A 22,754-nucleotide genomic window follows, 5' to 3' on the forward strand; every position below is an offset into this window, starting at 1 on the left:
TGAATAGCATAATGATGATGTTGTATGGCAAAATGTTGCATTTTGTTATTATAATGTGATTATATAAATCTAAAGAAGTTCAATATGATAAATTGAGAGGTGTGTTATGCAAGTTTTATGGAAGAAATTTAGTAAAAAGTTAATTGATGCTAATTTAGTAGAATGTGGTATTGAAGTTGGTGTACCAAATGTAGGTTATAATTATACAGTTTTCCAAACATCTGTAATACATATCGTAACTCATGGTGAAGGTATTTTTAAATATAATGGGCAGAGTTTCAACTTAAAAAAAGGGGATATGTTTTTATTAGAAAAAGGCATGGAAGTTGAATATAAGCCTTCTTTTTCAAAACCTTGGACTTATTATTGGGTAGGTATTAGTGGCAAACAAATTCTAGATTATTTAGCACGTAGTTATATCGTAGATGACCATATCATTATAGGTAAAGACACTTCTGAAATTAAAAAAACGATTCATAATATATGTGATCTTTCAAAAACCATTGCGTCTAGCAACTCACATGACATTTTAATCATGCAACATATATACCAATTAGTTTATATGCTTCAAGAACAGTTTCCTAAAAATTTCTCAGTTAACGTCAATATTGTTAACGAAGATATCCAAAGAGCAGTCGAATTTATCAATTCAAACTATCACAAGAATATTAGTGTCGTTGATGTTGCGCAATATGTTAATGTCACTCGCAGTCATTTATTCAAGCTGTTTAAGAAGAATTTAAATTGTTCTCCCAAAGCATACTTAACATATATCCGTATGTATCATGCATCTCAATTACTTATACATACGAATAATATGATATGTGAAGTTTCAAGTAAAGTTGGATATAAAGATCCTTTATTATTTTCTAAAAATTTTACAAAACACTTTGAAATTAGTGCGTCTGAATATCGAAATAATTTTTCGTAGCTTTAAATTTTCAACTTATAACAATGCCACTATCTGTAGTTTTAATATGAGAATTCTTTGGTGTTTGTATCATTTTAATCACCCAATAAAAGTCTCCAACACATGACATTGTATGCATGGTAGCAAATGATAAAAAGAACACTTTGGGTAAAACCCCCATATAAAAAGTTATGATGAAAGTTGAAGTAATAATAACAAATGGTGCTATTGCACTTATAGCAAAAGTTAATGGCGTAAAGCTTCCCCCTGGTATTGCACAATAAATCATTCCGTTAGCCATTCCAAAATTCACCTTATTCAATGGCGAGAACAGTTTGAAAAACAAAGCGTGAATTAATTCATGTACAATAAACGTCCCTATAAATAACCCTATTCCAATAAATATATTAGCTAACATTGAATCGAAAATATCAATAGTATCAGACATCTTTACCATAACAAAAAACAACCCACCAAAAACAATACATAAGGCAATTTGATATTTAGAAAATGCCTTTATTAATGAATCATTACCTATAATATCAATTTTTTTCATAATGATAATCTCCTCTTCATATTATAAAATTCTCACATATAACATATACGATACATGTCATTTTGACAAATATAGTTGTCAAAATGACAAAAGTAATATATATTAACCTTAAGGAGTTGATCAATAATGCGCAATCGACTTAAAGAATTACGTGCACGTGATGGCTATAATCAAACACAACTTGCTAAAAACGCAGGAATTTCTAGACAAACTGTTTCCTTAATAGAACGTAATGATTTTATGCCATCAATTCTGACAGCTGTTAAAATTGCTCGCATATTTAATGAACCCGTTGAAAACATCTTCATAATTGAGGAGGAAGATTTATGAAAGTAGGACGCTTTTTATTGCTTGTTTTAGTAGGAGGAATCATTGGTGGTATTATTGGCCTATCCTTTGGCTTATTTGAAAATAACAGCCATTTTTCAAGCATAAGTTTCGCAAGCCACGAAATTACAATCATTGTTTGTCTCATTGCATCCCTCATTAATATAATCCTTACTCTAGTGTTATATAAAGTTCAACAAAATGCACTCACATTCAAATCAAAAATGAACCATGATATAGAGGGTCAACAAGCTGATGAATTTGAAGAGAAAGCAAATATGATGTTTATGAGAACGAGCTTTATTTATTATGTTCAGATTTTAATTAGTTTAATTTGTATGTTTATTATAGTGATGGTAAATGCTTCTGAGGGAGACATTTTTTATCCTATCATTCCTTACTTAATCACAATTGTTCCTTCTCTGATGATCGGTTTCTTTGTAAGAAAATTTGATAGTCGTTATCCAAAACAAGGTGAAGCTCAGTATACGGAGAAAATTCTAGACATCATGGATGAAGGAGAACGTCATATAACGCTCGTCTCTATGTTCAAAATTTATCATATCAATCTTACTTTATTGATTATTGGTGGAATGATATTAGGTTTATTCTCATTAATTACTGGCATCAACCAACTTTTAGGATTGCTCCTTATTATTATTCTTTTTATCTATAATGCATTTGGTTATATGTTAAAAGTACGTAAATTTTATTTATAAATATAGTATGAAGAAAGAGAGTGTATCTATGGAACACCTTTTAAAAGTTCAAAATTTAAATAAGTCTTACACAAAATCTGACTTTCACCTTTCCGATATTTCACTATCAATCAAACCTAGTGAAGTTGTAGGTTTAATTGGAAAAAATGGTTCAGGTAAATCTACATTGATTAATACATTGGTCGGAAATCGCTTTAAAGACAGTGGAAAAATCATTTTTTTCGATGAAACTGTAACAGAAAATGATTCCAATTATAAAGAAAATATCGGTGTTGTATTTGATGATTTACGTGTACCAAACAAACTAACAATTAAAGAAATTGATAAAGTGTTTTCTAATATTTATCAATCATGGAATAGCGAAAAATTCTTTTCAATTATCGATAAATTTGAGTTACCTACTAATAATGCAATTAAATCCTTTTCACGTGGTATGCGTATGAAAGCCGCTTTGACAATATCGTTAGCACACGAAAGTAAACTTCTCATTCTTGATGAAGCTACTGCCGGTATGGATGTCTCAAGTCGTGAAGAAGTTATTGAAATGTTAGAGGATTACATAGAAGAAGGCAATGGGATTTTGATTTCATCTCATATTTCAGAAGATATTGAGCAGCTTGCAACTAAACTTGTGTTTATGCGAGATGGCAAAATTATTTTTGAAGAAAACAAACAAAACTTATTGGATAATTATGGCATTATTGAGCAACCTGAAGAAGATTTCAATATTCCAACTGACCTTATCATAGCTTCAAGAGCTCGTAATCACATAAGAACTACTTTAATCAATAATCGTAACCAAGTAACAAATGCGAGACCATTGCAAAGTATTGATGACGCAACAAAATTAATTATGAGAGGTGATAAATAATGAAGGGCTTAACACTTAGCAGTTATTACTCATCAAAAAAATCACTCTTCACTTATTTAATTGTAGGTATTGTCGCTAGTATACTATTCACATTTATGAACCCTATCATGACATGTTTTTTACCAATGATTTTTCTTATTTCACCTGTAACGGATAACATTAAACATGAGAAAGATTCAAAATGGATGTATTATGTGTCCACTTTACCTAAAGGTAGAAGTGCATACGTAAACAGTTATTTCAGCTTCTACGGCGTTCTAATTTTAATAGGACTTATCATCGGTATTATACCATTAGCACTCATAACACAAAATTTAAATCTCACGTTAGTATCTATATTAATAGGCATAGGTGGCGCTGGTTCATACGCAATAATGTTCCCTTTAACATTTAAATTTGGACCAGAAAATTCAAATGTTATTTTAATCACAACATCCTTTATAGTAATAGCTTTATTTTTCCTAGTATTCTTTGGATTTATCATGCCAAATATTGCTTCATCTGGATCAATTGAAGATATAGCTAACGTAACAAGTAATTTACTCGTAGTTAGTACCTATGCACTTTTAGGTGTTATTTTATTAGTAGTTTCCTACATTTCATCAATTAAAATATTTAATAAACAAGAACTATAGCAAAAAATCCCAGTGACTTAATTACAAAGTCATTGGGATTTTTTATTATTGTGTGATTTATTAATTTACTGATTCAATAAATGTTGTTTTATCGATAGCATTGGCTTGTTGTAATTGTAATTCTAAGTAATTATCGAATGTGTCTTTGTGTTGCGTAACTTCCTCTAGGGCACTGATTAGCGTATCAGGATACGCTACATCGAATAAATGAGTTGGTGCTGTTACTACTCTATTGTGCGCAGTGGCATCATAACCTAAAATTAATAATTTGTAGTCAAAGGCTGCCCTAACTGCATCTAATATTTCGTTTCCTTTATTAATATCTAAATAGATATCGCATTTTTTATAAAGTGCTTTAAATTCGGTCTTTTTGGCATTTGGATATAATTTAACATTGGCATATTTATTCAAGTTCATTAACACCTTAGACATTTCAGTCATAGTCGCAATATGAAAATCTAAATGCGGATGTGCTTGTACAATTTGTTCTAAATGCGGTATTTGATCAGAATTTGTTAGTGTTAGCACTTGGTTAGAATGATTATTAGACTTCAGGAATTTATATACATATCCAGATTTATATATTCTATTTTTCCATTTATCACTAATGGACGATTTAAGTTGTTCGTAGGCTTCATCGCTCGGCACAATAATACTGAATGATCTACGTTCTTTAGATAATATATTTTCCATATGACGAATAATATCGCTCGTAATATCACCTTGCCAATAAAAATAATCATTGCTAGAGTCACTTAAACCGTTCATCACTGCGGCTGGTACTGAAAATGAGTTAATTAAAAATTGTTCGGATTCTAACCCTGCAACTTGAATATAGAAATTAACAAATTGTATTTTAGAATGGAAGAAGTATTCTTTGCCTTGCCAATTCAAAATAACATCATTTGTGATGAAGTTCTCAACCATAAACACTTCACCTTTAGCGTTATAGTAGCGTTTTAATATTCTTTTATGGGTATTAGGATCCAATACTACTTGTGCATAACTGTATCCATATTTATTATAATAATCAATAAACTGCGTATGTCCTTGTTTATTTAACCACTCAATACGTTCTACGATTCTATGTTTATAATTCTTTTTATAAATAATTCTCGCTTTAATATCTCCTGTATCTTTAATTACAGCATCGTTATTATTGCCTTCAATCAACCAAAATTTCGGTGTTTTAACTTGGTTAAAAAATAATGGTTTAACTGGCAAATTTTCATTTTCCGCAAAGAATTCATATGGTGTTTTAACATCTGCAGGAAGAAAGCCATCTGCTTCAATAACGATTGTTTGTCTATTCATACCCGAAAATTTAAATGAATTATAAAGGACTATTGTTTGTTTATCGAAAGCTTCAAATAAATTAATCATAAAGCACCTCATCAATTAAATTATTCCATTGGATTTTTACAGCATCTTGTGTAAATTGTTCAGCAACTTTATAAGATGCCTCATGGAAATTATTTGTATCATTTTCAAAAAATAGAATTATAGCTTCAGCAATTTTTCCTACTATTTCAGACTCTGATTCTACATTTAATTTAATAGGTATGAGATAGCCATTTTCTTTGTCCTCAATAAAAGTCGGATTTCCATAATTAACATCAAATCCAATAAGTCCTAATCCTGAGCCAATCGCTTCCATCAATGTTAATCCAAAACCTTCACTCGTTGATCCTGATAGAAACAATTCATAATCCTTATATACTTGGTTTGAATTTACATGGCCATGCAATGTGATATAACTTTCTGCGTTATTTTCACGAATAAGGTTATGCAATGCCCGCTTTTGAGCACCTTCTCCATATATATCAAATGTTATTTCAGGTCTTTGTTGTTTCGCAATTGCGACTGCTTTAACTAACCAATCTACACGTTTTTCAGCTGCTAATCTTGAAGCAGTAATGATAGAATAAGGCTTTCTGTTTAAAGAAGGTTGTGTTAAAGTTTTTAAATTTCCTACAGGAATTGTATATATATTAGGCTTGATATGATTATACTTTTCAAATTGCTCTGTCAGCAGTTTATTTTGGATTTCCGTTGCTGTGATAAAGAAATCAATTTCCTGCGCGTTAGTGAATACATATTCATAATGATTATTCCAAAGTATATAATCATCGTTCGTTGTCGACGCATTATAGTGTTCTGCATGAATCACTACACCTAATTTAGCTTGATGTTTATTTTCTATCATAACTTGACCAACATCTTTTGAGCGATCTAATAAAATCATATCTTCCCGCGACAACTGAAGTTTTTCCATGAAATATGCAATAAAACTTTGCTTCGAATATAGTATTCTATCTTTAAAGACAAACATACTATTATCACCATTTACATATTCATTGTATGCTGTAGAACCGTCTTCATTGTAAAAGACTCTCATATATAATTTAGCCATATTATCTTCAGGGGCGTAATACTCTGAAAAGACACGTACATAGGAATAATAATCTTTGCGTAGTAACTTCCCTCTTGATACATATTCTACTCTATCAACAATATCGCTATCTTCTTCTTTCAAATGACACACGATATAATTACTGTTTTTATTAAAGAAATATTTTTTGATTTTTCCTTCATCTTCTGTTTTAGTGATGTCGTCATTGAGTGATTGAATAATCTCATCTAATTTAACACTTGAAGGTGCTATTTTTATATCTGTGAAAAATTGGTATAACCATACCACTTCATCATCATTAAACCCTAAATTTTTTGTTAGGGTTTGTATATTTTCAGTTTTTATAAATTCTAAAAACACGAACTTTAATGTTTCTGCTCTTCCTCTTAAAGCTTGAGCTCTGTATAATTGCGCATACTCTACACCACTACTCGCCCATCCAATACCATAGTTCATGTTATATATCGTCATGTATTACACCTCAATAACTAAAGTTAAAATTACAATTTTACTTATCAAACAAACAATTTAACAATGCTAAAAATCATAAAGGTCAATATAATAAACGTGCCAAAAAACTTAAGTGTCAGAAATTCTTTTTTTGCTTTTTGTTGATCTTTTTCAGCATCATATTCATTTAATTCTTCTTCAATTTGTTTATTTATTTGATCTAATTCTTCTTTTTCATTTATATTTTCACTCATATATTACACTTCCTATAACTAAAGAAATATTTATTAACTTATTATAACAAAATAAGCCAAGGAAAATATCCTCAGCTGTATTTTGTATTGATATTTAAATCAAATGTGATTAATTATTCTCAGTTTCTTTTTTACGACGTCTTCTCAGTAGTGCCAAACCACCTAGTCCAAGAATACCCGCTAACAATCCGTTTTTCGTTGTATCGTCACCTGTATTTGGTAACTCTGAATCTTTGTCTTTATCTTTTTCATTTTGGTTCGCTTCATTCTCAGAATCTGAATCATTTGATGATTCTAATGTGTTTGTAGAATCTGATGCATTGTTTGTTGCTTCTGATGTTCCTGTAGAACCTGATGCATTGTTTGTTGCTTCTGATGTTCCTGTAGAACCTGATGCATTGTTTGTTGCTTCTGATGTTCCTGTAGAACCTGATGCATTGTTTGTTGCTTCCGATGTTCCTGTAGAACCTGATGCATTGTTTGTTGCTTCTGATGTTCCTGTAGAACCTGATGCATTGTTTGTTGCTTCTGCTGTGTTTGTAGAATCTAATGAATTGTTTGGATCAGATGAAATCATTGATTCGCTCTCGCTTAATGACTCTGATGTACTTAATGACTCACTTTCACTTAGTGATTCCGATGTGTTCATTGATTCACTTTCTACTTCGCTTAATGAATCACTTTCACTTAATGATTCCGATGTACTCATTGATTCGCTTTCTACTTCACTTAGTGACTCGCTTTCGCTTAATGATTCCGATGTGCTTAACGATTCACTTTCTACATCGCTGAGGGATTCACTTTCACTTAGTGATTCCGACGTGTTCATTGATTCACTTTCGCTTAGTGATTCTGACGTGCTTAACGATTCACTCCCGCTTAACGATTCTGACGTACTTAATGATTCACTTTCACTTAATGATTCTGACGTACTTAATGATTCACTTTCGCTTAGTGATTCCGATGTGCTCATTGATTCACTTTCGCTTAGTGATTCTGACGTGCTTAATGATTCACTCTCGCTTAGTGATTCCGATGTGCTCAATGATTCGCTTTCGCTTAGTGATTCTGACGTGCTTAAGGATTCGCTTTCACTTAGTGACTCTGATGTGCTTAATGATTCGCTTTCACTTAATGACTCTGATGTACTCAACGATTCGCTTTCACTCAATGATTCTGATGTGCTTAGCGATTCGCTTTCACTTAGTGATTCGGATGTACTCATTGATTCACTTTCTATTTCACTTAATGATTCAGAAGTGCTTAATGATTCACTTTCGCTTAATGATTCTGATGTACTTAGTGATTCGCTTTCGCTTAGTGATTCTGATGTACTTAACGATTCACTCTCGCTTAGTGATTCTGATGCGCTCAATGATTCACTTTCGCTTAGTGATTCTGATGTGCTTAGCGATTCGCTTTCGCTTAATGATTCCGACGTACTTAACGATTCGCTCTCACTTAGTGATTCTGACGTGCTTAATGATTCGCTCTCACTTAGTGATTCCGACGTACTCAACGATTCGCTTTCACTTAGTGATTCTGATGTACTCAATGATTCACTTTCACTTAGTGACTCTGATGTGCTTAGCGATTCGCTTTCGCTTAGTGATTCTGATGTACTTAACGATTCACTCTCGCTTAATGATTCCGATGTACTCAACGACTCACTTTCACTTAGTGATTCTGACGTGCTTAACGACTCACTTTCACTTAGTGATTCCGACGTACTCAACGATTCACTCTCACTTAGTGACTCTGATGTACTCAACGATTCGCTTTCGCTTAGTGATTCTGATGTACTTAACGATTCACTTTCACTTAGTGATTCTGACGTGCTTAACGACTCACTTTCACTTAGTGATTCCGACGTACTCAACGATTCACTTTCAACTTCACTTAGTGACTCTGATGTACTTAGCGACTCACTTTCACTTAGGGACTCTGATGTGCTCAATGATTCGCTTTCACTCAGTGATTCTGACGTGCTCAATGATTCGCTTTCACTTAATGATTCAGAAGTGCTTAACGACTCACTTTCTACTTCGCTGAGTGATTCTGACGTACTCAACGACTCGCTCTCACTTAGTGACTCTGATGTACTCAACGATTCGCTTTCACTTAATGATTCTGATGTACTCAACGATTCGCTTTCACTTAATGATTCGGACGTGCTTAATGATTCACTCTCGCTTAGTGATTCCGACGTACTCAATGATTCGCTTTCGCTTAGTGATTCTGATGTACTTAGCGATTCGCTTTCACTTAGTGATTCTGATGTGCTTAACGATTCACTCTCGCTTAGTGATTCTGATGCGCTCAATGATTCGCTTTCACTTAACGATTCTGACGTACTTAATGATTCACTTTCGCTTAATGATTCGGACGTGCTTAATGATTCACTCTCGCTTAGTGATTCTGATGTACTTAATGATTCACTCTCGCTTAGTGACTCTGATGTACTCAACGACTCGCTTTCACTTAGTGATTCAGAAGTGCTCAATGATTCACTTTCACTTAATGATTCTGACGTACTCAATGATTCGCTTTCACTTAGTGATTCTGACGTGCTCAATGACTCGCTTTCGCTGATCGACTCCGACGTACTCAACGACTCGCTTTCACTTAACGATTCTGACGTGCTTAATGATTCGCTTTCACTTAGTGATTCAGAAGTGCTCAATGATTCGCTTTCACTCAGTGATTCTGACGCACTCAATGACTCACTTTCAACTTCGCTTAGTGATTCTGATGTACTTAACGATTCTGACGTACTTAATGATTCACTTTCGCTTAATGATTCTGACGTGCTCAATGATTCGCTTTCACTTAATGATTCTGATGTACTCAATGATTCACTTTCAACTTCACTTAGCGATTCTGACGTACTCAATGATTCACTTTCACTTAGTGATTCCGACGTGCTTAGTGATTCACTCTCGCTTAATGACTCTGATGTGCTTAACGATTCGCTCTCGCTTAGTGACTCTGATGTACTCAATGATTCACTTTCACTAATAGACTCTGAATCCTCTTCGTTTTCTATAACAATAGATGTTTCATTTCCGCTATTTGCGAGAAGATCAAGATTTATTAAACCACTACCCATGACTGATGAAAAATTATATTCTTGTCTACCCGGTTGATCAGATTCAGGTAACATACCATTTTCTGTCAATTGGTTTAAATCAATAGTCAAATTATAGGTAACTTTACTAGCAACACCTAAATTCACTAAATTTTCAACAGTCCCATAAACTACACCTGTATTAGGATCAATAGTCAATTCGCTACCCTCTAAAGTACCAGTGTTTCTCACTAAACCAAGTAATCCTGGTAAATCATAGTCTAATTCTATAGCATTTATAAAATTAGGATCTGCCATTAAATCACGGAATTGTTGAGACAATTGGAATGTTGGATACGTATTTCCTACACCTAAACCAACTAAAGGTCTTCCCTCTAATTGTAGATTTAATATGCCATTATCATGAGTAGCTGTTAACTCCATATTGTCTAAAAGTGTAACATCTGCAAGTGCGGCATAGGTTTGCATGCCTCCTGTAGCTTGATTATTTACATCTGATCTTCGTTGAAGTGTCGCATTAGCTTCTGCTAAATCCTCATCTTCTGATTCTGATCCTTCTTCAACTGGTTCGATTATTTCCTTTTCATCTTCAGGTGATATTTCTGAGCCTTCTTGACCCAATTCTTCTGCATTTTTATCAGTTTCAGTTGGTGTCGTTAGTTCTTCTTTTACTTCTCCTGGTTTTTTTTCGTCCTCAGGCGATGCCTCTGTATCTTCTTGTGTTACTTCTTCTTTGTCTTTCTCGTCCTCAGGTGATGTTTCTGTATCTTCTTGTGTCACTTCTTCTTTGTCTTTATCATCTTTTGCTACTTCTTCTGAATCTTTTTCGTCCTCAGTCGATGCTTTTGAGTCTTCTTGTGTCGCTTCTTCTTTATCTTTACCATCTTCTGTTGATAGTTCTGGCTTTTCTTGTGTTACTTCTTCTGTATCTGTTTCATCTTTAGCTGATGTTTTTGAATCTTCTTGTGTCACTTTTTCTGTGTCTTTTTCATCTTTTGTTGATGTTGCTGACTCTTCTTGTGCTACTTCTGATACGTCTTCTTTACTTTCGTTTGATAATTCTGATTTTTCTTGTGAAACTTCTTCCGTACTTTTCATATCTTCTGTTGATGTTGCTCGGCTCTTCTGGTGTTAACTCATCTATGTTTTTATCATCTTCAGGTGATGCTTTCGGTGTTTCTTGTGAAACTTTTTCCGCACTTTTCACATCTTCTGTTGATGTTGCTGACTCTTCTTGTGTTACTTCTTCTTTACTTTCGTTTGATAATTCTGACTTTTCTTGTGAAACTTCTGGTGTATCCTCAGCTTTCACATCTTCAATTTCTTGTTGAGCAGATTCAACCGTACCTTTTTCATCTTCACTTGCTATTTCTGTACCATTTTGTATAGGTCTCCCAATATCGCCTACACTTTTATCTGATACGACGGATTCAAAATTTTCTCCATTATTTTGTCTCTCGTCAGCCGATGCAACGTTCCCACTTGTTGCAAAAATCGTAAGACCAATCAATACGGATCCAACGCCAACTCCCAATTTCCTTATAGAAAACCTCTGTCTCTCTCTCACTGCACAAATTCCCCCTCTAATATTAGGTATGATTACATATTACATTGTATTCATAATAAATACTATTTCTTTATTAAAAAATTATTTTTATTTTCGTGTTATTCACGTTTATTTTTATATTTTAATTAGAATTCAACTTAATAAAGATTGATTTTTAATACTTTTTACAGTTGAAAAATATGATATTTGAAAACGTTTTACAATTAAATTTTATGGCTATATAATAAAATCAAAAGACAAACCTAATGCTTTATTGAACTGACCCCAAATAGTGGGAAGGAAATAAAAACACTTTCGTTGAATTCATTTAAAATGAATCATACGGAGGTGTTTTTTCTATGAAAATAATGTCTTATTCAATAGAAACAAAATATAAGACTATTGAAATGAAAGAAGCTCGGATATACTGTAAAAGAAATTATGGAAGTATTAAATATCAAAAACAGCACACAGGTAAAAACTTGGTGGCGATGGTATCGAAATGGTGAAACTTATAGATTTTATCAACAAAGAGGCAAGCAATATACTTATGGCAAAGGAGTGAAAGAATTATCAGAAATAGAACAATTAAAGTTAGATAATAAGAAAAAAGATATTGAATTAGATATTTTAAAAAAGTACAAGGAATTAGAAAGGAAGTGGTACCAAAAGTAATTGTAGAATTAGTTAATCAATTAAAGCATAAGTATTCAATCAAAATGATACTTGATGTTTTAGAAATACCTAAATCGACATACTATAGATGGAAACACAAGAACAATGAAAAAGATAAAGTGACTCAAAAGATTATTGAATTATGTGAAGAAAATAATTTCACCTACGGTTATCGCAAAATTACAGCGTTGATTAATCAATTGTATTCAGCATCAATTAATCATAAAAGAGTTCAGCGAATCATGCGAGAGTATAATCTGAACTGCCGAGTTAGGCCTAAAAAATCTAAAAAAATTGGCAAACCTTATTATAAAACAGAGAATTTATTACAAAGACAGTTTAAAGCTAACCAACCAATGGAAGTATTAACAACTGATATTACTTATTTACCTTTCGGTAACTCTATGTTGTATTTATCTTCAATTATGGATGTTTATAACGGAGAAATTGTGGCGTATAAAATAGATAACAAACAAGATCAAAGCTTAGTAAATGATACATTGAATCAAATAGATATACCTGAGAATTGCATACTACATAGTGACCAAGGCAGTGTTTACACCTCGTACGCTTACTATCAATTATGCAAAGAAAAAGGCATTATCAGAAGTATGTCCCGAAAGGGAACACCAGCTGATAACGCCCCTATAGAAAGTTTCCATTCCTCGCTAAAGTGTGAAGCTTTCTACATAAACAATGAGCTCAATAGCTCTAACCAAATTGTAATAGATATTGTCGAAAATTACATTAAAAACTATAATAATAATCGAATTCAACAAAAACTAGGCTACTTAGCTCCCATAAAATATAAGGAATTAGCAGCCTAGAACAAAGTGTTTTTATTAAGTTCCCATTCTAAGGGTTCAGTGCCTTATAGCAGAGGGTTTGTCTAGGTTTTAAAACATTTTCTATATTATGACAAAAGTTAAAAATAAATATGTTTAAGTTCTTTGAGATGTGGAATCAAAGTAATACAATATTTAAAGGAGGCGTTTATTTATGAGTAAGTTTGACGAGTATAAAGATCAAGCAACAGACAAAACTAAAGATAAAGCCAACGAAATTAAAAATGACGACGAGAAGAAAGAAGAAGTAAAAGACCAAGCAACAGATAAAGCTAAAGACTTAAAAGATAAATTTTAATTTTTGAAATATAGTTAAATTAAAAGAACCGCCAATGATGAGATGGCTCATTATTGGCGGTTCTTTTAATGGTTTTAATTGGTGATAATATTTGGTTTTCTTTCCACAATTTGGAAACAGTTCAATTATATTTTTCTATATATAGTAGCGTTTTTTTACTATAGAAAATCAATTTTGACAAAATTATGTATTTAAGCAATTCAATAAATATATTCTCGAAAAATTTCATGGTTACTATAAAATAAAATTAGATTGCGTGTTATAATATTTTCAAATAAAACCCCACATCTCTTTAGATGAATTTCATAATTTTACGAAAAACCATTGGTTGGTTCTATTAATACAAGGAATAGGGATAATAATTGCTGTTAATACTTTAATACATTGGCTATTTTATTGGGGAAATCATATTTTTTAATAGGAGCTAAATACTATGGAGATTAAAAACTATTTTTTAAAATTAAAGAATAAAGAATTAGTTTCAAATTCAGATTTATATTTTTATGAGGGGAAAATAAATCATATTGTTGGAAAAAATGGTGTTGGTAAATCACAGCTAGCAAAGGATTTCATATTAAATAGAAATGGTTGTATACCAAAAGTGGTGTCACAAAACACAACTCTTATTTCTAGTTCATCAAATGTCCCTAATGATATAAGTAAGGAATTTCTATTTCATTTACTAAAATCTAAGTTTAATAATAATAGTAAATTTAAAGAGATTAGTAAGATGCTTAATCTAGAGTCAATTCCTAGCAAAATTCTCATTAAAAATTTAAGTGATGGACAAAAACAAAAATTAAAATTATTGAGTTTTTTACTAGAGGATAAATCAATAATAATCCTAGATGAAATTACAAATGCTCTGGATTAAAAAACCGTTAATGATATTTATAATTTCCTAAATAAATTCATCTCAGATAACCCTTCAAAAGTAATTATAAATATAACACATAATTTATCAGATTTAAGTAGTATAAACGGCGCGCAATTTTTATTTAAAGATAAACGAATTGAAGAATATACGTCAAAAGATCATTTAATAAATGATTATATTAACTTATAAAGATAAAGAGGTGTAAAAATGTTATTAGAATTTAAAAAGAATATTTCAAATAAAATAATTTTGACATTAGGTATATTGTTTATTTTTGTATTCTTATTAGGCTATTTTTTACCAGTTGGTATAGATAAAGTTAGCAATTTGACATATGGACAATATTTTTTCAGTACATACACGGTAGCTACTGAATTTGGTTTTTTATTATTCTCTTTCATAATTGCTTATTTCATAAACAAAGAATATAGTAATAAAAATACTTTGTTTTATAAGTTACTTGGAGATAATGTATTTAAATTCTTTTATAAAAAAGTCTGCTATTTTATTTATTGAAAGCTTTGTATTTTTAACAATTGGTTTAACAATCATTTCTGTTGTTTTCTCAAATTTTTCGCACTTTTTACTATTACTCACTTTATTTTCTTTAGTACTCTTACAGTATATATTGATTATTGGAACTATAAGTGTACTATCGCCCAATGTACTTATAAGTATAGGTATAAGTATTATTTATTGGATAGGGTCAATTATACTAGTTGCAGTAAATAAAACTATTTTTGGAATAATTGCTCCATTTGAAGCTAGTAACAGTATATATCCTTTAGTTGAGCAAGTATTAAATGGTAATAAAGCGTTTTTACCTGCAAACCAAATTTTAACTATATTTATATTCTTCCTGATATTATTTGTAGTCAACTTCATGCTTTTAATTTTTGCTAAAAAACGGTGGTTAAAATTAGGGCTATAACTTTTTAAGATACTAGGCTTATTAATGCGAACCCGGATACACTTAATTAGACAAATTTTATTGTTAAATTGGGTGTATCAGGGTTTTCTCACTATTCCTTAACTATAAAAATAAATATGTTTAAGTTCTATGATATGTGGAATCACAGTAATATAACATTTTAAAGGAGGCGTTTATTTATGAGTAAGTTTGACGAGTATAAAGATCAAGCAACAGACAAAGCAAAAGATAAAGCCAACGAAATTAAAAATGACGACGAGAAAAAAGACGAATTGAAAGACCAAGCAACAGATAAAGCTAAAGACTTAAAAGATAAATTCTAATTTTTAATAAAAACAGAAAAACACTTCCGCTATTAAGTGGAAGTGTATTTTTTATGCTTTATATAAGTGTTGTCACCTAACAAAATAATATGTCCTTTAGTTAGATTATAAATCACCTGTTAAAAATTGTGCTTCACCGTTAAAGAAACTCCAGTTTTCATCGGTATTTTCTACTAAACTAATCATAATATCTTCTTTACGAATGCCTACTTTGTCATGTAGCGTATTCACTAAATTTTTGTAGAATGTCGTTTTTTGTTCTTTGGTTCTCGGTCTTGAAACAATAGTAAATACTATCACATCGTCTGTTCTTTCAATGCCTAAACCTGTATCTAATATTTCCATTTCATAGTCTTCATGTTGATTCACAATTAAATATTTATCACCTTTTGGTGCTTGAAATGCATCTAACATCACGTTATATGTGATATCTAAAATACTTTTAATTTCCTCTTTTTCTCTACCTTTGATCATGTCTAATTTAATTAATGGCATGTAAATTCTCCTTTTAAAATTAATTATTTATCTTTATTTGAATATCCGACTTTTAACGAAATAAATACTACAACAAACATTCCCAGAAAACCATATAACCATATCGATAACATCTCATTAACAAACATTAATTATTACCTTCTTCTACATTATATTTTTGATTATCTTTTGGCTTGATGATAAATGCGGCAATTGTAATTGTTGCGATACCGATAAATGTTGCTACTGCACCTGCTGACATTGTACTTGGAATAATACCACCGAAGTAAATGACTAAATAGGAACCCAATCCTACAAACATAGATATTTCTGCAGCTCTCGCTGGTGCTTTCTTCTTGGCGTATATGGCATGTAGGATAGGGCCTAATGTACCCGCTGCGATGCCTGATATTCCAATCCACATAATGTCGCTCATATGTTTTGGAGGTTGTAAGACAAGTAAAAATGATAATAAACCTACAATTGGCACACTAATCTTACTTATTTGAAATGCGATTTTATTGGCTTTTTCATCACTAATATTAATTATTTTTCGTTTAACTAAGAATTTTAAGAATATATCATTCGCAAATACTGTAGAAATAGATACAAATAATCCATCTGTTGTCGACATCGCCGCAGCTAAAATGACCACGCCGAAAAGTGCTACAATCACTGCAGGAAATGCCCAAATAATATAGTCAAGCAGTGCTAAATCTGATGTTTCAACGCTATTACCTAATGCGACACGAGCGAATATACCACCGAATAACACGAGTAGACAAAGCCCCGTGACAATAATATAAGTATTGATCATTTTCCCTAAATCTTTTTCGTTTTTCAAACCTAATATTTTATTGAATAAATGCGGTGCAGAAGCAAACGCCCACTGTATAACGATTGCACCTAAAACCATGGCGAAAGAGTTGAAATGTACAGATTCTGGATTAAATACTTTAACTAAGTTTTCATTTTGGTTAGATAAATTATTTGCGATACCAGTAAATGTACTTGTAATACTCCCTTTCCAAAAAATAACGATACCTGAGATAAATACACCAAGACCTGCAATGGCCATAATGACAACTTGTATCGCATCAGTATAAATATCTGCAAGTGCACCACCAACGTACACGTATAGTACAACAATAACGGCTATAAAGACGAGTCCGCTAAAATAAGACATACCAAGTAAATATTCAAAAATCCTTGCGCCCGCAACAAACTGACTGGCTATATAAAAAATATTAAAAAGGAGAATAATGCCAGTACCTACGCGCATAATGTCACTATCGTAGAAATCTCCTAACCAATCTGGGAGGGATAAAGATTTTTGTGTTGTATTTAATTTCCTTACCTTTTTAGCAACCATTAAGACACCCGTGGGCCCACCAATAAACATGGCTAGAAATAACCATAAGTTGTTAAGACCCCATTCATATGACCAACCGGGATAGCCTAAAAAGGTGGCTGCACTTAAGTATGTTGCTGCAAATGATAGTCCCAGCACCCTAGGCCCGATATTGCCGCCACCAGTGGCAAAATCAGCAATATTTTTCATCTTGCGTGAACTCATGTATCCGACAATAACCATGACTATCATAAATAATATGAAGCCTATCCATGTATAGAGAGAAATTTCATCCATTGTTCTTTACTCCTTTATTATTAATTTATATAAGAGTATTCGCCGCACTCTTGTTTTTTGCTGGATGATTTTCCTTTATTGTTTTTTGATCTTTACCGAACATATTTTCACGAAGTGTTGTGCCTTCGTATTCTGTTCTATATAGACCTCTTTTTTGTAATTCAGGGATAACATGATCAACAAATTCTTCAAATGTACCAGGTGAATAACTTTGAGCGATATTAAACCCAGCTGCCCCACCTTCAACTGCCCATGCTTCAAATTTATCAGCGACTTGCTCTTTCGTTCCAATAAATTTAGCTGTGCCATTGCCTAAACCATGATTTTTCACAGCTTCTCTGAGTGTCCATTTATGGTGTGGGTCTTTGGTATACATATTCAGATTGCCTTGCATCGCTTCCGTCTCAATATCTTCTATATACTGGTCTGGGTCGTACTCTGAAAAATCAATACCTGTATGTCCACTTAACAATGATGCGGAACCTTCATAGCTGATATGTTCTGTTAATGCTTCATATTTTTGATAGGCTTCTTCTTCTGTTTCTCCGATAATTGGGAGTACCATAGGAAATACTAAAATATCATCCTTACTTCTGCCATGCTGTTCAGCTCTTGTGTGTATATCATCTACATAACTTTTCAATGATTCTACTGAAGTATGTTTCGTAAACACCGCTTCTGCATGTTTCGCAGCAAACGTTTTACCTTTTTCTGAAGCGCCTGCTTGAAATAATACAGGTGTTCTTTGCGGTGATGGTTCAACTAAATGAGGACCAGGCACACTAAAGAATTCACCTTCGTGGTTAATTTCATGCACTTTATCAGGGTCTGCATATGTATCAGTATCTTTATCATTAACTACAGAGCCGTCTTCCCAGCTGTCTTCCCAAAGTTTATAAACGACTTGGAGAAATTCATCTGCTCTGTTGTATCTTAAATCTTTTGGTAATCGTTCTTTCAGTCCTAAGTTAATCGCTTCACTTTCTAAATAAGAAGTGACAACATTCCAACCTAAACGACCATTAGTTAAATGATCTAATGTAGATAATTGTCTAGCTAGACTATACGGTTGTGCATATGTAGTAGAGATTGTTGGGGCAAAACCAATATGCTTTGTGACTGCGGCCATAGCAGAAATAATCGGTATAGGATCGTGCGCAGGTAGTTGGACTGCATGCTTAATTGCAAGCATCACTCGATTGATTATAAACGCTATATGTTCCTAAAACGTCTGCAATAAATATAGAATCAAACTTACCTTTCTCTAATGTCTGCGCGATATTGATCCAGTAATCTAATTGATTGTGATGTGCACCTTGATCTTTGTCATGTTTCCATAATCCAGATGAATGTGGGGATGGTGAATTTTGAACAAATCCATTAAAATGTATCTGCTTTTTCGGCATATGTTTTTCCTCCTAAATGTAGTTTCGTTGTGCTTAATAGTGACTGTTGAGGAAATTTTAAAATTTAATTTAATATTTTTTGAATTACTTTACTCATTTCCTAAGACGAAAATTCTCAATATATAGAATTTTCAGATAATATCTATGCTAGTTAATATAGCGAATATTACATACTTCGTCAACACCAAAACAGTAATTGATATAAGAATAGTCGGATTAAATTGGTAAATTACTTTTATTCAGTTGAAACAGTTTATGAAAGTGTATAAAACCAAGTAAAACTCATTCATTCGGGTATGAAAGAATGAGATGCGAATATAATAGATATATGTATAGTAAAATCCAGAGAAAAGATAATTCACCTATTTCATAATTTTAGTAAACATATGACGCTAAGTGTCTATTTTATAAATTACAGTAATTGAACATTGTGTTTAATTATCATATGTTTAACTTACGATAAGCAATTACAGTGGATGGGAGTTAGATAAATATGAGTAGTGACGTATTAATAGTTGGAGCTGGTCCTAGTGGTTTAGCTATGGCAATTTCATTAAGTAACCAAGGGGTACCATATAAAATCATTGATCAAAATGAAGGTCCTGGAACTGCTTCACGGGCAATGGCTGTCCAGGCAAGAGTACTTGAATTTTATCAGCAATTAGGTTTTGCAGATAAGATTGTGAAAAAAGGAATTTTAGTAGATACTATAACTTTATATAAAGATAATAAAGATGTTGCTAAATTACCTGTAGGTAAAATAGGTAAAGGCATCAGCCCTTATCCCTATGTTTTAACACTACCTCAAGACATCCACGAAAGCATACTTGTTGATGAACTAGAACAACGAGGTGGTCAAATTGATTGGAATCACGAGCTATTAAGATTTGAGGATGATGGTGACGCTGTGACAGCTACCATAAATACATCTGAGGGAGAAATGACAAAAACATTTGCCTACATTTGTGGTTGTGACGGTGCCAGTAGTGTTGTTAGGAAAGCACTAAATATTGATTTTCCAGGTGGAACATACCGTCAAATGTTCTTCGTCGCTGATGTAGAAAATGATACTGCATTAAAAACAGCATCCATGGGCTTCCATAATAACTACTTTTGTTTAGGATTCCCAATTAGAACTACAGGACAACTACGTCTTATTGGTTTAATACCTGATGACCTTGTAGTAGACGGGGAGGGTCCTCAATCACTCACTCCTCTAATTCCACATGTTGAACGTATATTACCAATACAAGTAAATAAAGTGAACTGGTACTCATCCTACCGTTCCCACCATCGTGTTGCTGAAAAATTCAGACTAGGTCGTGCTTTCTTATGTGGAGATGCTGGTCATATTCATAGCCCTGCCGGCGGTCAAGGTATGAACACTGGCATAAGCGATGCGCTTAATTTAGCTTGGAAACTTGGAGCAGTTCTAAAAGAAAAAGCCTCACCAAAATTACTAGATACTTACGAGCCTGAACGTATCCAATTCGCTCAAAGGTTAGTGAAGACAACAGACAAAGCTTTTCAAATTATGGCCAATAGTCGGATGGTAAAAAATTTTGTCATTCCTTTCTTTGCTCCTAAATTATTACGTTTTAACACTTTAAAACAATTAATGTTTAAAACAATTTCTCAAACTAATTTAAATTATCGACATAGTGAATTAAGTAGCGGAGAATATGGTGACATTAAAGGTGGAGATCGCTTACCATGGGTGTATACAAATACTTTTGATAACTTTGAACCATTAAAATCTTATGATTGGCAACTTCATGCATATGGTAAAGTTACTCAAGAACTCAAACAGCTCGCTTTTAAAACTGGTGTCCCACTATATGATCTAACTTGGCACAGAGCAATCAATGCGAAAGGCATTAAAGAAAATTCAGTATTTCTAGTACGTCCAGATAGTTACGTATCCGTAGCTACAGACCTCCAAAATTTAGACCCTATAAAAAGTATGATTCATAATTATAATATTCGTCGGTTAAATTAACTTAGATTTTGAAAACATGTGTAAAAAGTGCAATTACTCACCCCTTTTTTTAATCAAAGAAGCTCATTCATCCAATAAGATAGATGAGCTTTTTTCTTACTAATTTAAAAAATAAAAAATTTATCGACATTTGTGTTTGCTACTTACAATGGTATAAAATATAAAAGAGATTATTAAGTCACATATATAAGAAGCATGAACAATTGGACGCAATTAGTACGGATATTAACACATTATTAGATTTAAAAATAGAAAGGATACGTATTGAATAATGAATAAATTACAAAAAGATGGTTATTCAAGATATGATTTAATGAAAAGTTTAAATTATGAGGGTATTGAACAGGATTATAATGAAATATTAGCGTACTTTGCTGATCTGCCTGAAGATGATTATGCCCCTAACCTTAATAGATATAGAAGATACTCTCGAGCAATCGTTTTACCTGGCACAGAAGATGTTTTTTGGCTTCCTACAATTGAAAGAAATGGCGTTGATTATTCTGCTTATTTTCAAGGAAAGTTCAATCCAGAACATTCGGGCTCATATAGAGCATTCCACTCTATTGATGAAAATATAAGAAGTAATAAATTGTTAAACGATATTATTATAGCCAATTATCATGAAACGTTTTGGAACGAAGAGGATAAAATCTTACCGATTCATGTGGGCGTGCATTTCGTTAAATTGTATGTAGAAAATGACGGAGATAAAGCCGTTTCCTCACCGAACTGTTTGCACCAGGATGGAGAGCCGTTTACTTTTGCTCATTTAATTGAAAGAAAGAATATTGTTGGTGGAACGAATGCTATCGCTGTACCAGAAGCTGCTGGAAATAACCCGGAAGATACAGATGAAAACAATATAATAGAAGTTTTTGAAATGGAGAACCCTTTAGAGTCATATGGCGTTTACGATCCTAATGTCAGTCATTATGTGAGTCCCGTGAAAAAAGGTTCAGAACAAGGTACAGGTCTTAGATCTGTCATATTAATTGATTACCAACAAACAGTTGTTGCAGATGTCGATGAATAATATTAACCCCCCTACTTTTATAAAAGTAGGGGGGTTTTAAAGTTCATCATTACGGCAATAAATTAAATCCAAACTAAAAAAGCAATGAAATAAGTGCGATTATAGGGAGCCCGCCTTGTTTCAAAATTATAGATTTTTGACTAGTAATTGCCCCATATACGGCAACTAAGATAATATAAATTAAAATACAAGTAATTAATTCTCTAGGATTATGGGAAAAGAACAGCGTATATAATAACATCACACCAAGAAGTCCATTGTATATACCTTGGTTTTTCATAAGAACCTTTAAATTGGGCTGTTTTAATTCTTCCTGCTTAATATTGAATATTTTACTAGTTCTAAGGGAAGTCGTTTTAATTGTTTGTAATATCATTATATATATAAATTCAATAGCAACTAATAAAACTAAAATTACTGTAACAATACTCATAAATGAATACACCTCTTTTTCAAATGAACTTTCCATATAT

The 22,754-nt window shown here is 32.4% G+C and carries 18 protein-coding genes and 4 pseudogenes; 12 read left to right on the plus strand and 10 right to left on the minus strand.

Features of this window, described 5'->3' with window-relative positions; genetic code table 11:
* Nucleotides 1-106: 106 nt before the first annotated feature.
* The gene (locus tag ABLV95_RS12250) at nucleotides 107-931 is read left to right on the plus strand and encodes an AraC family transcriptional regulator (protein ID WP_427705791.1); all 825 of its coding nucleotides are present in this window, start codon (nucleotides 107-109) and stop codon (nucleotides 929-931) included.
* A 10-nt stretch (nucleotides 932-941) separates the two neighbouring features.
* On the opposite strand, the gene ABLV95_RS12255 is transcribed toward ABLV95_RS12250, so the two are convergent.
* Complete coding sequence (locus ABLV95_RS12255) at nucleotides 942-1,466, minus strand: DUF3267 domain-containing protein (RefSeq protein ID WP_427705789.1); 525 nt, start codon at nucleotides 1,464-1,466, stop codon at nucleotides 942-944.
* Nucleotides 1,467-1,592: 126 nt separating this feature from the next.
* Between ABLV95_RS12255 and ABLV95_RS12260 the strand changes: the two genes are divergently transcribed.
* The 4 genes from ABLV95_RS12260 to ABLV95_RS12275 are packed head-to-tail and all read left to right on the plus strand — an operon-like array spanning nucleotide 1,593 to nucleotide 4,018.
* Entirely contained in the window at nucleotides 1,593-1,796 is a 204-nt protein-coding gene (locus ABLV95_RS12260; RefSeq protein WP_002506324.1) for a helix-turn-helix transcriptional regulator, read from the plus strand.
* Complete coding sequence (locus ABLV95_RS12265) at nucleotides 1,793-2,512, plus strand: DUF3169 family protein (RefSeq protein ID WP_069816833.1); 720 nt, start codon at nucleotides 1,793-1,795, stop codon at nucleotides 2,510-2,512. The genes ABLV95_RS12260 and ABLV95_RS12265 overlap by 4 nt, the downstream gene beginning before the upstream one ends.
* Nucleotides 2,513-2,540: 28 nt before the next feature.
* Nucleotides 2,541-3,383, plus strand: a complete 843-nt coding sequence (locus ABLV95_RS12270) for an ABC transporter ATP-binding protein (protein WP_427705787.1) — start codon at nucleotides 2,541-2,543, stop codon at nucleotides 3,381-3,383.
* Nucleotides 3,383-4,018, plus strand: a complete 636-nt coding sequence (locus ABLV95_RS12275) for an ABC-2 transporter permease (RefSeq protein ID WP_427705785.1) — start codon at nucleotides 3,383-3,385, stop codon at nucleotides 4,016-4,018. Before ABLV95_RS12270 ends, ABLV95_RS12275 begins: the two co-directional genes overlap by 1 nt.
* Before the next feature lie 60 nt (nucleotides 4,019-4,078).
* Here ABLV95_RS12275 and gtfB read toward each other — a convergent pair whose 3' ends face one another.
* From gtfB to ABLV95_RS12300, 5 genes are all read right to left on the minus strand, one after another.
* Nucleotides 4,079-5,401 carry an accessory Sec system glycosylation chaperone GtfB gene (gtfB, locus tag ABLV95_RS12280; protein WP_460875837.1) on the minus strand — a complete coding sequence of 441 codons (1,323 nt, stop codon included), beginning with the start codon at nucleotides 5,399-5,401 and terminating at the stop codon, nucleotides 4,079-4,081.
* On the minus strand, nucleotides 5,394-6,902 hold the full coding sequence (gtfA, locus tag ABLV95_RS12285) for an accessory Sec system glycosyltransferase GtfA (protein WP_460875839.1): 1,509 nt from the start codon (nucleotides 6,900-6,902) through the stop codon (nucleotides 5,394-5,396). Before gtfA ends, gtfB begins: the two co-directional genes overlap by 8 nt.
* A 44-nt stretch (nucleotides 6,903-6,946) precedes the next feature.
* Nucleotides 6,947-7,135 (minus strand): hypothetical protein, encoded by a 189-nt coding sequence (locus ABLV95_RS12290; RefSeq protein WP_069816823.1) that lies wholly within the window; start codon nucleotides 7,133-7,135, stop codon nucleotides 6,947-6,949.
* 109 nt (nucleotides 7,136-7,244) lie between these two features.
* Nucleotides 7,245-11,321 carry an LPXTG cell wall anchor domain-containing protein gene (locus ABLV95_RS12295; RefSeq protein ID WP_460875841.1) on the minus strand — a complete coding sequence of 1,359 codons (4,077 nt, stop codon included), beginning with the start codon at nucleotides 11,319-11,321 and terminating at the stop codon, nucleotides 7,245-7,247.
* Nucleotides 11,266-11,790 carry a YSIRK-type signal peptide-containing protein gene (locus tag ABLV95_RS12300; RefSeq protein ID WP_460872195.1) on the minus strand — a complete coding sequence of 175 codons (525 nt, stop codon included), beginning with the start codon at nucleotides 11,788-11,790 and terminating at the stop codon, nucleotides 11,266-11,268. Before ABLV95_RS12300 ends, ABLV95_RS12295 begins: the two co-directional genes overlap by 56 nt.
* Before the next feature lie 338 nt (nucleotides 11,791-12,128).
* On the opposite strand from ABLV95_RS12300, the pseudogene ABLV95_RS12305 reads away from it, so the two are divergent.
* The 5 genes and pseudogenes from ABLV95_RS12305 to ABLV95_RS12325 all read left to right on the plus strand — a co-directional run bounded on the left by ABLV95_RS12305 (nucleotide 12,129) and on the right by ABLV95_RS12325 (nucleotide 15,718).
* Nucleotides 12,129-13,271, plus strand: a pseudogene (locus tag ABLV95_RS12305) (IS3 family transposase).
* Between the two features lie 172 nt (nucleotides 13,272-13,443).
* Nucleotides 13,444-13,587, plus strand: a complete 144-nt coding sequence (locus ABLV95_RS12310) for a hypothetical protein (protein WP_427705777.1) — start codon at nucleotides 13,444-13,446, stop codon at nucleotides 13,585-13,587.
* 433 nt (nucleotides 13,588-14,020) lie between these two features.
* Nucleotides 14,021-14,653: pseudogene (locus tag ABLV95_RS12315) on the plus strand (ATP-binding cassette domain-containing protein).
* Nucleotides 14,654-14,671: 18 nt separating this feature from the next.
* Nucleotides 14,672-15,395: pseudogene (locus tag ABLV95_RS12320) on the plus strand (peptide ABC transporter permease).
* A 179-nt stretch (nucleotides 15,396-15,574) separates the two neighbouring features.
* The gene (locus ABLV95_RS12325) at nucleotides 15,575-15,718 is read left to right on the plus strand and encodes a hypothetical protein (RefSeq protein ID WP_277575703.1); all 144 of its coding nucleotides are present in this window, start codon (nucleotides 15,575-15,577) and stop codon (nucleotides 15,716-15,718) included.
* Nucleotides 15,719-15,823: 105 nt separating this feature from the next.
* Here the strand turns inward: ABLV95_RS12325 and ABLV95_RS12330 are convergent, their stop codons facing one another.
* From ABLV95_RS12330 to ABLV95_RS12340, 3 genes and pseudogenes are all read right to left on the minus strand, one after another.
* The gene (locus tag ABLV95_RS12330) at nucleotides 15,824-16,213 is read right to left on the minus strand and encodes a tautomerase family protein (RefSeq protein ID WP_064783334.1); all 390 of its coding nucleotides are present in this window, start codon (nucleotides 16,211-16,213) and stop codon (nucleotides 15,824-15,826) included.
* 127 nt (nucleotides 16,214-16,340) lie between these two features.
* Nucleotides 16,341-17,840 carry a sodium:solute symporter family protein gene (locus ABLV95_RS12335; protein WP_427705773.1) on the minus strand — a complete coding sequence of 500 codons (1,500 nt, stop codon included), beginning with the start codon at nucleotides 17,838-17,840 and terminating at the stop codon, nucleotides 16,341-16,343.
* A 25-nt stretch (nucleotides 17,841-17,865) separates the two neighbouring features.
* Nucleotides 17,866-19,246, minus strand: a pseudogene (locus ABLV95_RS12340) (LLM class flavin-dependent oxidoreductase).
* Between the two features lie 493 nt (nucleotides 19,247-19,739).
* Here ABLV95_RS12340 and ABLV95_RS12345 point away from each other — a divergent pair.
* On the plus strand, nucleotides 19,740-21,245 hold the full coding sequence (locus tag ABLV95_RS12345) for an FAD-dependent monooxygenase (RefSeq protein ID WP_427705769.1): 1,506 nt from the start codon (nucleotides 19,740-19,742) through the stop codon (nucleotides 21,243-21,245).
* Nucleotides 21,246-21,516: 271 nt separating this feature from the next.
* Nucleotides 21,517-22,281, plus strand: coding sequence for a 2OG-Fe dioxygenase family protein (locus tag ABLV95_RS12350; protein ID WP_427705767.1), 765 nt, complete (start codon nucleotides 21,517-21,519; stop codon nucleotides 22,279-22,281).
* 73 nt (nucleotides 22,282-22,354) lie between these two features.
* Here the strand turns inward: ABLV95_RS12350 and ABLV95_RS12355 are convergent, their stop codons facing one another.
* Complete coding sequence (locus ABLV95_RS12355) at nucleotides 22,355-22,714, minus strand: DUF1304 domain-containing protein (protein WP_318755413.1); 360 nt, start codon at nucleotides 22,712-22,714, stop codon at nucleotides 22,355-22,357.
* Between the last annotated feature and the right edge of the window lie 40 nt (nucleotides 22,715-22,754).

This window comes from Staphylococcus sp. Mo2-1 (assembly GCF_046721385.1).
GTDB lineage: Bacteria > Bacillota > Bacilli > Staphylococcales > Staphylococcaceae > Staphylococcus > Staphylococcus equorum_A.

What these genes read in the sequence shown, in the direction of transcription:
- ABLV95_RS12275 (WP_427705785.1), top strand. Translation starts at nt 3,383, where the DNA reads ATGAAGGGCTTAACACTTAGCAGTTATTACTCATCAAAAAAATCACTC.
- ABLV95_RS12345 (WP_427705769.1), top strand. Translation starts at nt 19,740, where the DNA reads ATGAGTAGTGACGTATTAATAGTTGGAGCTGGTCCTAGTGGTTTAGCT.
- ABLV95_RS12325 (WP_277575703.1), top strand. Translation starts at nt 15,575, where the DNA reads ATGAGTAAGTTTGACGAGTATAAAGATCAAGCAACAGACAAAGCAAAA.
- ABLV95_RS12255 (WP_427705789.1), bottom strand. Translation starts at nt 1,466, where the DNA reads ATGAAAAAAATTGATATTATAGGTAATGATTCATTAATAAAGGCATTT.
- ABLV95_RS12270 (WP_427705787.1), top strand. Translation starts at nt 2,541, where the DNA reads ATGGAACACCTTTTAAAAGTTCAAAATTTAAATAAGTCTTACACAAAA.
- ABLV95_RS12250 (WP_427705791.1), top strand. Translation starts at nt 107, where the DNA reads ATGCAAGTTTTATGGAAGAAATTTAGTAAAAAGTTAATTGATGCTAAT.
- ABLV95_RS12295 (WP_460875841.1), bottom strand. Translation starts at nt 11,321, where the DNA reads ATGAAAAGTACGGAAGAAGTTTCACAAGAAAAATCAGAATTATCAAAC.
- gtfA (WP_460875839.1), bottom strand. Translation starts at nt 6,902, where the DNA reads ATGACGATATATAACATGAACTATGGTATTGGATGGGCGAGTAGTGGT.
- ABLV95_RS12265 (WP_069816833.1), top strand. Translation starts at nt 1,793, where the DNA reads ATGAAAGTAGGACGCTTTTTATTGCTTGTTTTAGTAGGAGGAATCATT.
- ABLV95_RS12350 (WP_427705767.1), top strand. Translation starts at nt 21,517, where the DNA reads ATGAATAAATTACAAAAAGATGGTTATTCAAGATATGATTTAATGAAA.
- ABLV95_RS12355 (WP_318755413.1), bottom strand. Translation starts at nt 22,714, where the DNA reads ATGAGTATTGTTACAGTAATTTTAGTTTTATTAGTTGCTATTGAATTT.
- ABLV95_RS12290 (WP_069816823.1), bottom strand. Translation starts at nt 7,135, where the DNA reads ATGAGTGAAAATATAAATGAAAAAGAAGAATTAGATCAAATAAATAAA.
- ABLV95_RS12310 (WP_427705777.1), top strand. Translation starts at nt 13,444, where the DNA reads ATGAGTAAGTTTGACGAGTATAAAGATCAAGCAACAGACAAAACTAAA.
- gtfB (WP_460875837.1), bottom strand. Translation starts at nt 5,401, where the DNA reads ATGATTAATTTATTTGAAGCTTTCGATAAACAAACAATAGTCCTTTAT.
- ABLV95_RS12260 (WP_002506324.1), top strand. Translation starts at nt 1,593, where the DNA reads ATGCGCAATCGACTTAAAGAATTACGTGCACGTGATGGCTATAATCAA.
- ABLV95_RS12335 (WP_427705773.1), bottom strand. Translation starts at nt 17,840, where the DNA reads ATGGATGAAATTTCTCTCTATACATGGATAGGCTTCATATTATTTATG.
- ABLV95_RS12330 (WP_064783334.1), bottom strand. Translation starts at nt 16,213, where the DNA reads ATGCCATTAATTAAATTAGACATGATCAAAGGTAGAGAAAAAGAGGAA.